Here is a 12,660-nt window from a genome sequence, read left to right as displayed (position 1 = left end):
ATTTAAATCTTCTTTCAGTGAGAAGAAAGCAACAATCTCAAAAATATATCCTATGAAGTATACTATAAATCCAACAAGTAAAATTGAAAGAATTGACCCAATAAAAATAAAGTTTCCTGAAGTTTTAAAGTATTCAACTTGGGTTTCTTTTGCAACCTCTTCGTATGATTTTTTAAGAAAATATGCCCTTGCTACTAAAATACCATAAATAACTAAAGCAAAAATTACAATGGCAACTATTGCACCGACTGATAGGTTGTTAAATGTATCCCATTTTCTTTGCATTAAGAAGGGTTCTTTTGGGGAAAATCCCATGTCTCTATCAAAATAATTCCAATAAAAGCTCCCGTTTCTAAAAAATCTGATTTCTCTTAGAATAAAAGTAGAAACAAGCGCAATCCCCCCTAAAACACTTCCTACAATACTAAGAATAAAACTAACAAAAAAATTATCGTATATCTTTTTATTGTTTGTCTTCTTTGATAATTCTAACATTGCAATAAAAACAAGAACCAACCCAGTTAAACCAAATACGAAGCCACCTGCAGGAATTGTACTTAGGATTGCAAGTAGCACACCAATACCACCAAGTAGTTTAATGGTTTTTATTTCCATTTTTTCACCTCCATTTAATTTTAATACTTGAATATGAAAAAAATATGAATTTTTAGGTTTGTATTTTTAAAGTTTACTGTGAGGGTTTTAAAATGCAAAGCAAATCATAAATAGTTATTTCTGGGGTGAGGTCCTCTTGATTATTCTCACGAGGCGCATTTTTGTCTTTATGGTGTCATTCTGACGAGTTGCATTTTTGCCTACGAAGAATCCCATCGTTTTACATTCAAGGGAGTGGAATAGCCTCCTCGATACTCCCCAAAAGAATGAGATCCTTCGCTATCGCTCAGGATGACAAAGAAAAAAGTAGCTCAGGATGACAAAGAAAAAGGGGTTCAGGATGACAAGAAAAAAGGGGTTCTGGATGAGACGGGAAAACGGTAGAATATCGAGGGAGTTCCATCCAAACTTATTTAAGGACTTCATCCTCTCTAAAACGGAAGCAATTAACCCAACAAAAAAATGTAAAATTTTTCTAAAAATACCAATAGGATATTGACATACATAAAAAATTATATATAATTTACTTAGCGGAGGTGATAGATATGGCAAAAACTTATGATCCATTTGAAGAAATTAAAAAACTTGAAAGAGAAATTGATGAAATTTTCTCTTCTTTTTGGAGAGGCACAAGACCAATGCTAGCACATCCACGACATGGTGGAGAAATTGAACCTGCAACTTATAGTTTATCCTTTGTTCCTTCTGCCGATGTTATTGAAAAAGACGCCGAGATTATTGTAAAAACAGACCTCCCTGGCGTAGATAAAAAAGATGTTAAAATAAAAATAGAAGTTGATAAAGTGACAATTTCTGGTGAACTAAAGAAAGAACATAAAGAAAAAGAAGAGAATTACTTCATTGAAGAGCGTGTTTATGGAAACTTCTATAGAACAATTCCTCTTCCTGCTGAAATTGATCCCGAAAAGGCTCAAGCTAAATTCGAGAATGGAGTGCTTGAAATAACTCTCCCAAAAGTTGAAGTAGGTAAGAAAGCAAAAGAAATTACACTTGGATAATCTAATTAAAGATTAATTTTGTCCCCCACGTTGTGTGGGGGTTTTTTATTTATTAATTTCACAATTAATTGTGATGGGAAAAGCATAAAACTCCAAGGAATCTGAGCAAGAGTTAATACAAGTGATGTTTTTGCATCTAAAAATGATACTGCGAGCACCACACCTATTGTTATGTTCATAAACGTTTTTGTTGTAAAAATAGAAATCCTCTCCTTTAGATTTAGATTTGGAGTAAGAAGCAGTGGTATAGTAATAAAAGAAAGATAAACAGGTATTGCAATAAGAATGTAAATTATTGCATCTTGCGGATGTTCAATAATGAACTTACGGTTGATTGCAACAATTACTGCCCCGAGTGCGGATATAATAGATGTTGTAAAAAACTTGTTGTAAGTTATGAGCGATTTTGTTATCTTTGGTAAAAGCACTTTAAACACATTTGCTAAAACTAACGGTATAAATATCAATTTTATTAAAGTTATTCCTGTATCAAGATAATTCATATGAATGACTTTTCTTAAAAGTATAAAAAATAAGAAAGGTATGGTTATCGGGGAAACAAAATGAGTTATTATTGTAATTACTGTTGAAAGAAGAGTGTCTCCATTTAGCAGGTCTGTCATTGCAGTTGATGCAACTCCTGCTGGAACACTTGCTAACATTAACATTGAAGCAATTAAAAATACCTGGGCGTTTATGAGTTTAAAAATTGAAAACACCAATAGAGGCATTAAAATCAAGTGGAGAAAAACAATAAAAAGGATCAACTGCCATCTTTTGATATGAGTAAGTGCGTCTTTAATGTCTATTTTCAGAAATGTAAAAAATAGCACCAGCATCAAAAATATAGTTAAATAAGGTTTGAAAAATGCTAATTCTTTAAAAATTAATCCAATTGGAATGCCTAAAAATATGATAATAGAGGTATTGTCTTCAATAAAACGCACAAATTTTTTCATACATGTGATTTTACCATTTTATGTGCGTTTCTCAAATACGTTTGCAATGTTTGAAAAAGTATTTAAAAAGTTGTATAATATGTTTGCTTTTAGCAAGGGAAATTCGTAATGCCCTCCTTACGGTTTCCTCTGTTATTAGCGAATTTTATTTTATTAGGAGGTAAATATGATTAATAAAGAACAAAAAGAAGAAATTTTTAAGAAGTTTGGACGTCATGAAGGTGATACTGGTTCACCTGAAGTGCAGATCGCTATTTTAACCTTAAGGATTAATAACCTTACAGAACATCTGAAACAGTTTAAAAAAGATTTTTCATCAAGAAGAGGTCTTTTTAAACTCGTCGGTGAAAGACGTAAACTACTCAACTATCTTAAAGAAAACGATAAAGAACGATACGAAAGAATTTTGAAAGAGTTGGATTTGAGAGCGTAAGATATGGTTGAGAAAATAAGTGTTGAAGTAGGTGGAAAAGTAATTGAGTTTGAGGTTGGTAGGTTAGCAAAACAAGCAAGTGGAGCAGTGTTTGCAACATGTGGGGGCACTCAGGTGCTTGCAACCTCCACGATGGGAGATGAGCCAACCGAACCCACCGATTTCTTTCCTCTTACTGTAGATTATTTTGAAAAGATGTATGCTGCAGGCAAAATCCCTGGAGGGTTTTATAAGAGGGAAGGTAAGCCTACAGAAGAAGAAATTCTTGGTTCACGGTTGATTGATAGGCCTTTAAGGCCTATGTTTCCTATCCAATTTAGAAGACCAGTACATATTGTTGTATATGTGCTTTCGGCAGACGGAACGATTTCTCCTTCAATTCTAGGTATTAATGCAGCATCTCTTGCATCTCTTATATCTGATGAGCCTTTCTTTGAGGCAGTATCTGCAGTTAAAGTTGGTTTGATTGATGGAAAATTTGTTATCAACCCCGACGAAAACATTTTAGATGAGAGAAGTTTACTTGATTTAAGCATCGCGGGCACAAAAGATGCACTAATAATGATTGAATCTGGCTCTAAAGAGATCCCAGAGGAAACCATGTTAAAAGCAATGGAAGTTGCTTTAGAGGAGATAAAAAAGATCTCTCTTGTGCAAGAGGAATTTGCAAAAAAAATTGGTAAACCGAAGATAAGTGTGTTAGATATCGTTATTGATGAAACCTTAAAAGCAGAAATTGGATCTTCGATACTTGATAAGATAAAACTTGCACTTGAAAATAAGGAGAAATTGGCAAGAGAGAAAGCACTTGAAGAGATCAAAAAAGGTATAATAACCGAGTATGAGGAAAAGTATCCCGAAAAAATAGATGAAGTAAATTACATTTTTGATCTAATTTTAAGAGACTACATAAGAAGTGAAACCCTTAAAGGCAACCGAATTGATGGGCGAACGCCAAACGAAATCCGTCCAATCTCAATTGAGGTTGGTGTTCTTAAGAGAACTCACGGATCAGCACTTTTCACAAGGGGGCAAACTCAGGTTCTTTCCATTGCAACTCTTGGCGGTATTGGAGAAGGACAACTTATAGAATCCTTAGAAGAGGAAGAAATTACAAAAAGATATATGCACTACTACAATTTTCCACCCTTCTCTGTTGGTGAAGCAAAACCTATGAGAGGTCCAACACGAAGAGAGATTGGGCATGGAGCGCTTGCTGAAAGGGCACTTATTCCTGTGATACCTTCTAAAGAAGAGTTTCCCTACACTATTAGAGTTGTTTCTGAAGTTCTTGAATCAAACGGATCAACTTCAATGGCTTCCACGTGTGGTTCTACTCTTGCGTTAATGGATGCAGGTGTCCCTATAAAAAAACCTGTTGCAGGTATTGCAATGGGACTCATCAAAGAAGGTGATGATTTTGTTGTCCTTACCGATATACAGGGGGCAGAAGACCATCTTGGTGATATGGATTTTAAGGTGACTGGAACTGACACTGGTATTACCGCTTTACAGATGGATATAAAAATTAAGGGTATCAATATTGATATTTTAAGGATTGCTCTTGAACAGGCAAGAAAAGCAAGGTTATACATTCTTGAGAAGATTAAGGAAGTAATTCCTGCACCAAGGGAGAGTATTTCTCCATATGCTCCAAGAGTTTACATAATGCAGGTTAACACCGATAAAATAGGGCTCATCATAGGCCCTGGTGGGAAAACCATAAGAAGTATTATTGGATCAACAAACTCCGAGATAAACATTGAATCGGATGGAAAAATATTCATTACTGCACCTGATGAGAAAACCTTAAATACAATAGTGTCGAAGATTAGCGATCTTATTGCCGAACCTGAGGAAGGAAAAATTTACGAAGGCGTTATTGTGGAGTTAAAAGACTTTGGCGCATTGGTGCAGATTCTTCCTAATTATATTGGCTTGCTTCATATATCACAGGTCTCTGATAAATACATAAAGGATATTAGAAAAGAACTGCATGTAGGAGAAAAGATAAAGGTAAAAGTTGTAAAGATTGACGAGGAAGGAAAGATTCAACTTTCAGCTCGTTCAATTAAAGTTGGTGCCGATAAGAAAAGTGGAGGAAGTGTTTAATGCAAGAAATAACTAAAGTTAACACCTCTAAGTCACAAATTAGGTATTTTCTTGAAGAGAACCATAGTTTTCCTTCTGTTGCCCTTGGAGTTTTTGTTAGATCCGGCGCTCGTTACGAGGAAGATAAACTCGGTATTGCTCATTTTATTGAACATATGGTCTTTAAGGAAACAAAAAAGAGATCTGCTTTTGAAATATCCAGCGCAATCGAAAGTCTTGGTGGTGAAATCAATGCCTATACTTCTTTTGAACATTCCACATTCTATGTAAAGTTATTGAGTAAGGATATAGAGAGGGGTTTTGAAATACTCTCAGATATTCTAATAAACCCGACTTTTGATAGTGTTCTTCTTGAGAAAGAGCGACAAGTTATTTTGGAAGAGATCTTTGAATACTACGATGACCCACAAGACATTTGTCAAACAGAGGCAGTAAAATCTGTATTTGGGAATCATTCTGTTTCAAGAAATCCCTTAGGAAGCGAAGAGAGTGTCAAATCTATCACAAAAAAAGACTTACAAACTTACTTTAATAAGTTTTTTGTTAAGGATAACATATTTATTTCGGCTGTGGGGGATCTATCCAAAGAAACTTTTATAGATTTACTTGAAAAGTATTTTGGTGATTTTAAAGAAGGCAGTTTAAATATCGTAAATGATTTTCCTTCTTACAATTTTAGTGAAATAGCAATTCCTAAAGATACTACACAACTTCACATTGCAATAACCCTAAAGGGTGTGAGAAGTTTTACTCACGAAAGTTATGTGCATGCCATTTTTACAACTGCACTTGGTGGAAATATGTCTTCAAGACTCTTCCAAAAACTAAGAGAGGAGAATGGCTTTGTGTATACAGTCTATGCTTACCCTGTTAGGTTTATTGATACTGGTGCAACTGTGATTTATGCTTCTACTCTTCCAAAATATGGTCCTACTGTAAAGGACATGACTCTTGAGGAACTTGAAAATCTAAAACAAAAAGGTTTAAGCGATAAAGAATTTACAGACTCCAAGAATTTTCTTCTTGGAAATCTTATATTAGGGCTTGAAAGTAATAGCTCACGCATGCAAAAGAATGGAGTAAGTGGTCTTTTACAAGGTTATGTGAAGAATGTTGATTCAATCATTAAAGAAGTGCAATCAATAAGTAAAGATGAAGTAAACGCTTATTTAAGCAAGTGGATTGATGGGAATTACGGTGTAGTAAGAGTTGGAGATTTTGATGGATAAAAAGACTTTGTATGAAACTCTTGTTAAGAGTATACAGGAATGTAAAAAATGTGATCTATACAAAAATAAAACCCATTACGTCCCAGGCGAAGGGTCTCTTAACGCACGCATTATGTTTATAGGAGAAGGTCCTGGTAGAGAAGAAGACATGTTAGGTCGTCCTTTTGTAGGAGCAGCAGGTAAATTTTTAACAGAACTACTTAATAAAATTGGACTTGCAAGAGACGACGTCTATATTGGGAATATTGTAAAGTGTAGACCCCCAAACAATCGAGTCCCACTTCAAAATGAGATCGATGCATGTCTTCCTTATCTATTTGCTCAGATCTCCATCATTGAACCTGAGATTATTGTGATTCTTGGGAATACCCCTTTGAATGCACTCATTAATCCAAATTTAAAAATAAGTGCCGTCCATGGAAGATTTTTTGAAAAAGATGGCTACAAATTTTTTGTTACATTTCATCCTGCTGCTGCTCTTTACCATGGGGAATATAAGATGCTTTTAGAGGAAGATTTTAATAAGTTAAAAAACGAACTCAAGATGATTAAAACTTAAGGAGGTTTTTTAGATGAGAAATAAACTTTTTGTATGGTTAATTGTTCTACTTATCGTATTTGGTCTTGCAGTTTACGTTGATTACACTGCGATTTCTGCCTCAGGTAAACCACTTGAAACTTTAAACAAATTTGAAAGTTATATAGTGCCACACTTTGGACTTGATATAAAAGGTGGAGTAAGATTTGTGCTTGAGGCTGTTGATACAGGAGATGTTAAAGTTACACAGGAAGCAATGCAAACTGCTATTTCTGTTATTCAAAAAAGGGTTAACGCTCTTGGAGTCTCTGAGGCAATAGTCGTCCAAGAAAGAGGAGCAAATTGGAAAAGGATCGATGTTGAACTCCCAGGTTGGAAAGACCCTAACAAGGCAAGGGAATTAATTGGGCAAACGGCATTATTGGAATTCAAAACTGAAGATGGCAAAGTGGTGTTAACAGGTGAACATATTAAAAGCGCAACGCTTGAATTTAGCAAAGATCCTAAAAATCTTGGGCAACCGGTTATTGCCTTTCAACTTGATCCTACTGGAGCAAAGATCTTTGCAGAAGTTACACAGCAAAATATAGGAAAAACGATTTCAATTTACCTTGATAATAAGCTTCTTATGGCGCCAGTTGTGAATAGTGCTATTACCGATGGTCAAGGAATAATAGAAGGTAATTTTACCAAAGAGGAAGCTGCTAATTATGCTGCTCTTCTAAGAAGCGGTGCTTTACCAGTTAAATTGAACTTTATCCAAGAAGAAGTTGTAGGTCCTTCTTTAGGGTCGTATACCATTAAAATGGCACTTATAGGTGCCGCAGTTGCTTTTGCTTTGATTGTCATTTATATGATAATTTTCTATGGGTATTTAGGTTTACTTTCTGCCTTATCCTTGATATTTTATTTAGCATTGGAACTTGCCGTATTGTTTCTCTTTAGGGTAACTCTATCACTGCCTGCAATTGGTGGAGCTGTTCTTTCTCTTGGAATGGCAGTAGACATCAATGTCATCGTTTTTGAAAGGATGAAAGAAGAGTTAAAACTCGGTAAATCCTTAAAGAGTATCATAAACGCAGGTTTTGCAAATGCTTTACGGACTGTAATTGATTCTAACCTTACAGTTCTTGTTGGTGCTGCACTACTTTTCTATTTTGGCACAACAATTATTAAAGGATTTGCTTTAACAACAACTATAGGTATTTTGTCTGGTTTTATTTCTGGTGTATTTGTAACAAGGCTATTGGTTGAAATTCTACTTCCTGCTTCTTCTTTAAAGAAGCCTTGGATTTGGGGTATATAGGTGAGGAGGATTGTATGAGTTTTAGAGATAGAATAAAGAGTTGGGATATCGTTGGGCAGTCAAAGATCTGGTTTACTATTTCAATTATTGTTATACTGCTTGGTTTGATTTCAATGGGGATTAACTGGGTAAAAACAGGGTCTCCCTTGAATCTTGGTATTGATTTTAAGGGTGGAACGGTTTTATCCTTAGCCTGTGAAACTAAACCAGATGCACAAAAGGTAAGGGATATTGTTGCCAGTCTCGGCTATAAAGATGCAATTGTTCAAGAGGCACTTGGAAACAAAATTATTGTAAAGATTAATACAACTACTATATCAGAAGAGGATCAAACGAAAATCGAAAATGAAATTGACAAACTATATAAAATAAAAAAGGATTCTATCCAGATAACTTCTATTGCACCGGTTATTGGTGCTGAATTAATGAAAAATGGTTCCCTTGCCCTTGGACTTGCACTTCTATTTGTCCTTTTATACATCTCAATAAGGTTTGAGTATAAAATTGCTCTTTCAACTATTTTGGCTCTTTTACACGATGTTCTTGTTACCCTTGGTTTACTTTCCCTTTTCAGGGTTGAACTTAATGCGCCTTTTATCGGTGCTTTTCTTGCTATCATTACCTACTCTGTTGAAGATACTGTTGTAGTGATGGATAGAATCAGGGAAAAGCTCAAGTTTAGGCTAAAAGAGTCTTTTAGGAAACTTGTTAACGATAGTATTACAGAGGTTTGGGTTCGTTCAATGAATACATCTATAACAACTCTATTTTCATCTTTAGCGCTTCTTATTTTTGGAGGTTCTGCAATAAGAGATTTTTCTTCCACTTTCCTCATTGGTCTTATAAGTGGAACATATTCCTCTATCTATATAGCTTCGCCTCTTCTTATTCTTTTTAAAGGAGAAACAATTCAAAAAGAACTTGAAAGAAATGAAAGTGTTGTGACAGTTGTTGAAAATGCTCCAGGTAGTGTAGAATCTAAAGAAACTACGAAATTTGAAAGCGTCCAATCGGAACAAGAAGAAAAAATAACACCTCCCAAAACAACAAAAAAGAAATCAAAAAAGAATGATAAAAAGAGAAAATGAGTATAATTATTGTTAGGAGGTAGAAATGGACCTTAAAAAATTTATACGTAACATCCCAGATTTTCCCCAGAAAGGAATTTTGTTTAGAGATTTAACTCCGCTTATAGGAGATAAAGAGGCATTTAATTTTACGGTGAAATCTATTGCTAATCAATTTAAAGATTATCGAGTTGATAAAGTTGCTGCTATAGAAGCACGTGGGTTTATTATTGGAGCTCCAATTGCGGTAGAACTTGGTGCAGGTTTTGTGCCAATAAGAAAACCTGGCAAGCTTCCTTATGAGGTAATAAGGAAAGAGTTCCAACTTGAATACGGAATGTCAATACTTGAACTCCACCAAGATGCTGTTAAAAAGGGTGAAAGAGTATTAATGATTGACGATCTTCTTGCAACAGGAGGGACTGCACTTGCCGCATCAGAACTCGTTGAATCCCTTGGTGCAGAAATTGTTGGTTGGGGTTTTATTGTCATACTAAAAGGGTTGAAAGGAGAAGAGAAAATAGGGAAATACCCAATATTTTCCCTTGTTGACTTTGACTAAAGAAGAACTCTTTAAAGAACTTATAGAACAAATATCCCCTCACATCGATAGCGAGGGGATTAGACTTATTAAAGAAGCCTACGAGTTTGCTTCAGAAAAACATAAATTTCAAAAGCGAGAGTCAGGTGAAGAGTATATTATTCATCCGCTTAATGTTGCTTTGATTCTTTCTAATCTTAAACTTGATAAAGAAACTTATGCAGCGGCAATTCTCCATGATACCGTAGAAGATACAGGTGTCTCAATAGAAGAAATTAAAGAAAAATTTGGCGAAGTTGTTGCCTTTCTTGTAAATGGTGTTACAAAACTTCAAGGCTTAAGGAGTAGTTCTACAAAAGACGCCCATCTTGAAAGCCTTAGGAAGATGTTCCTTGCAATGGCACAAGACGTAAGAGTTGTTTTAATTAAACTCGCAGATAGACTTCACAACATGCGGACTTTAAACTATTTACCTGACGAGAAAAAGATTGAGATTGCAAAAGAAACTCTTGATATCTATGTCCCTCTTGCACATCGATTGGGTATTTACACAATGAAATGGGAACTTGAAGATCTAAGTTTTAGGTATTCAGAAGAAGAGAAATACAAAGAGATTGCAAGAAAGGTTGCCAAAAAAAGAGAAGAAAGAGAAGAATACGTTAATGAACTCATTAAAGAGTTAAAGCAACTTCTTAAAGAAAATGGAATCGAAGGGGAAGTAGAGGGGCGACCCAAAAATCTCTACGGTATTTACAAGAAAATGATAAGGGACCGTAAGAATTTTGAAGAAATATACGATATTATTGCTCTTAGAATTATTGTTGATGATATACCTACATGCTATCATGTGCTTGGGCTTGTAAATAATAAGTATAAACTCGTTCCTGGGCGTATAAAAGATTATATTGCTTTTCCAAAACCAAATGGATACAAATCGCTACATACAACAGTTATCACTGATTCTGGTGAGCCTTTTGAAATCCAGATAAGAACATGGGAGATGCATAGAGTTGATGAATTAGGTATCGCTGCTCACTGGAAATATAAAGAAGGTAAAAGTCTTGACAAGGATTATGAGGCAAAAATTGCTTGGTTAAGACAGATGATTGAGTGGCAGAAAGACGTCCTTTCTTCGGAAGAATTTGTAGAGATGGTTAAAGTAGATTTGTTTGCTGACGAAGTGCTTGTTTTTACCCCAAAAGGTGATGTGATAGAACTTCCACAGGATTCAACACCGGTAGATTTTGCTTTTAGAGTCCATACCGATATCGGGAATAAGTGCGTTGGTGCAAAAGTAAATGGGTCTATTGTTCCGTTGAACTATAAATTGCAAACAGGTGATAGGGTTGAGATTATTACTTCAAAAACTTCACCAGGCCCTAAACTTGATTGGCTCCAGTTTGTTAGAACTAATTCTGCAAAATCAAGAATAAAGGCTTATTTTAGAAAACTTTACGAGGAAAAGAAAAAGGAAGAAGAAGCCCATAAAGAGGAAACTAAACCTCAGGAGTTTTCTAAAGTAATTAGCCTTAAACCAAAAGAAACTAAACCTTCTGAATATTTTCCAGCAATACACGGTTCAAGTAATGTAGTCATTTCACTAGCTAAGTGTTGTAATCCAAAACCTTTTGATGAAATTGTTGGTTATGTATCGCGTGGAAGAGGTATAAAAATTCATAGAGTTGATTGTCCTAATTTGTTGAAGATCATAGAAAACGGAGGTAAGGTTATCGAAGCCTACTGGACAAAAGAAAAAGAGAAAAGTTTATATGCGTTTTTCAGGTTGACAGTAATTGATGAGCCTGGTCTTATCTATAAGATTGCAGAAATCTTTGCTAAACGTAGTATAAGTTTTGAAAATTTCCACTCTTCAAAAAAGAAGAAGGCAAAAGGCAGGGACCATGCATACATAAGGTTTAGTTGTAAAATTGATCCCAAGATTAGACTTCAAGAGATTGTAGATAACATTAGAGCACTGGAAGAAGTTGTTAAAGTGAGAGTTTCAAAAAGGTGGGTTTATGAGGACCGTAGTGCAGAGAGTGAAGACATCGAAAGTGAAAGTGAATAACGAAGTTGTATCTGAAATTGGTAAAGGTTTATTGGTATTAACTGCTTTAGAAAGGGATGATACTTTAGAAATACTCAAATGGATGGCAAATAAAATAGTGAATTTAAGAATTTTTGAAGATGACTTTTTTAAAATGAATAAATCTGTTGTAGACATTCAAGGCGAAATATTACTTGTTTCACAATTTACACTTGCAGCATACGTAAAGAAGGGCAATAGACCAAGCTTTACAGAAGCAATGGAAGAAAATACCGCAAAAGAATATTTTGAAAAATTTGTTAATTTAGTTAAAGATTTTTATCCAAAAGTTAAAACGGGTGTTTTTAAGGCACATATGGAAATTGAGCTTGTTAATGATGGACCTGTTACTATAATACTTGAGAGACATAAAAACGATTTGACTGAATAAGTTACGATACATATGATACTCTTATATTACTAGAAGGAGAGTGGAATATGTTGAAGAAAAAACTGTTACCTCTGTATACTGATACTATGAGAATATTGATAAGAGCTTCAAAGTTCAGTAGAAAGCGTTGAAGCACAGTTCAGGCTAAGGGTAATAGAGTTCTCAAAAAAGTATGGTTTTAAGGCTTCTCAAGATGCCTTCAGTGTGTCAAGAGCAACAATTGTGAGATGGAGAAGCTGTTTAAAAGAATCACAGGGAAGGCTTGATCTTGTATGGTACAATACAGAAAGACATCATAAGAGTTTAGACAATTTGACACCAATAAATTATCTGTTAAAATATTATCCTGAGTCTCAAATGTATG

13 protein-coding genes are annotated in these 12,660 nt (G+C 34.8%); 11 read left to right on the top strand and 2 right to left on the bottom strand.

Annotated elements, in window-relative coordinates; genetic code table 11:
• Nucleotides 1-615: DUF996 domain-containing protein (locus K6343_01730; protein MEF3244693.1), on the bottom strand; the 615-nt coding region annotated here is incomplete at its 3' end.
• 316 nt (nucleotides 616-931) lie between these two features.
• Here K6343_01730 and K6343_01725 point away from each other — a divergent pair.
• The gene (locus K6343_01725; protein ID MEF3244692.1) at nucleotides 932-1,114 is read left to right on the top strand and encodes a hypothetical protein; all 183 of its coding nucleotides are present in this window, start codon (nucleotides 932-934) and stop codon (nucleotides 1,112-1,114) included.
• A 46-nt stretch (nucleotides 1,115-1,160) separates the two neighbouring features.
• On the top strand, nucleotides 1,161-1,634 hold the full coding sequence (locus K6343_01720) for an Hsp20/alpha crystallin family protein (protein ID MEF3244691.1): 474 nt from the start codon (nucleotides 1,161-1,163) through the stop codon (nucleotides 1,632-1,634).
• A 5-nt stretch (nucleotides 1,635-1,639) separates the two neighbouring features.
• Here K6343_01720 and K6343_01715 read toward each other — a convergent pair whose 3' ends face one another.
• Nucleotides 1,640-2,593 (bottom strand): hypothetical protein, encoded by a 954-nt coding sequence (locus tag K6343_01715; protein ID MEF3244690.1) that lies wholly within the window; start codon nucleotides 2,591-2,593, stop codon nucleotides 1,640-1,642.
• A 166-nt stretch (nucleotides 2,594-2,759) separates the two neighbouring features.
• Here K6343_01715 and rpsO point away from each other — a divergent pair, with 166 nt between their 5' ends.
• From rpsO to dtd, 9 genes are read left to right on the top strand one after another with little or no spacing between them, the layout of a single operon-like run.
• A complete protein-coding gene (gene rpsO, locus K6343_01710; GenBank protein ID MEF3244689.1) occupies nucleotides 2,760-3,026 on the top strand; it encodes a 30S ribosomal protein S15 in 267 nt (88 codons plus the stop codon).
• Nucleotides 3,027-3,029: 3 nt separating this feature from the next.
• Nucleotides 3,030-5,138, top strand: coding sequence for a polyribonucleotide nucleotidyltransferase (locus tag K6343_01705; GenBank protein ID MEF3244688.1), 2,109 nt, complete (start codon nucleotides 3,030-3,032; stop codon nucleotides 5,136-5,138).
• Nucleotides 5,138-6,367 (top strand): insulinase family protein, encoded by a 1,230-nt coding sequence (locus K6343_01700; protein ID MEF3244687.1) that lies wholly within the window; start codon nucleotides 5,138-5,140, stop codon nucleotides 6,365-6,367. Before K6343_01705 ends, K6343_01700 begins: the two co-directional genes overlap by 1 nt.
• Nucleotides 6,360-6,926: a uracil-DNA glycosylase gene (locus tag K6343_01695; protein ID MEF3244686.1), complete on the top strand. Its 567-nt coding sequence runs from the start codon at nucleotides 6,360-6,362 to the stop codon at nucleotides 6,924-6,926. Before K6343_01700 ends, K6343_01695 begins: the two co-directional genes overlap by 8 nt.
• A 13-nt stretch (nucleotides 6,927-6,939) precedes the next feature.
• Nucleotides 6,940-8,211: a protein translocase subunit SecD gene (gene secD / locus K6343_01690; GenBank protein MEF3244685.1), complete on the top strand. Its 1,272-nt coding sequence runs from the start codon at nucleotides 6,940-6,942 to the stop codon at nucleotides 8,209-8,211.
• A gap of 14 nt (nucleotides 8,212-8,225) precedes the next feature.
• Complete coding sequence (gene secF / locus K6343_01685; protein MEF3244684.1) at nucleotides 8,226-9,299, top strand: protein translocase subunit SecF; 1,074 nt, start codon at nucleotides 8,226-8,228, stop codon at nucleotides 9,297-9,299.
• Between the two features lie 25 nt (nucleotides 9,300-9,324).
• Nucleotides 9,325-9,840 carry an adenine phosphoribosyltransferase gene (locus K6343_01680; protein ID MEF3244683.1) on the top strand — a complete coding sequence of 172 codons (516 nt, stop codon included), beginning with the start codon at nucleotides 9,325-9,327 and terminating at the stop codon, nucleotides 9,838-9,840.
• Complete coding sequence (locus K6343_01675) at nucleotides 9,833-11,887, top strand: bifunctional (p)ppGpp synthetase/guanosine-3',5'-bis(diphosphate) 3'-pyrophosphohydrolase (protein ID MEF3244682.1); 2,055 nt, start codon at nucleotides 9,833-9,835, stop codon at nucleotides 11,885-11,887. The genes K6343_01680 and K6343_01675 overlap by 8 nt, the downstream gene beginning before the upstream one ends.
• Nucleotides 11,838-12,296 (top strand): D-tyrosyl-tRNA(Tyr) deacylase, encoded by a 459-nt coding sequence (dtd, locus tag K6343_01670; protein MEF3244681.1) that lies wholly within the window; start codon nucleotides 11,838-11,840, stop codon nucleotides 12,294-12,296. Before K6343_01675 ends, dtd begins: the two co-directional genes overlap by 50 nt.
• Nucleotides 12,297-12,660: the final 364 nt, after the last annotated feature.

The sequence above is a fragment of the Caldisericaceae bacterium genome (assembly GCA_036574215.1).
Lineage (GTDB): Bacteria > Caldisericota > Caldisericia > Caldisericales > Caldisericaceae > Caldisericum.
Note: the sequence above shows the minus strand (reverse complement) of the source record. Positions and strands in the feature narration are given on the sequence as shown.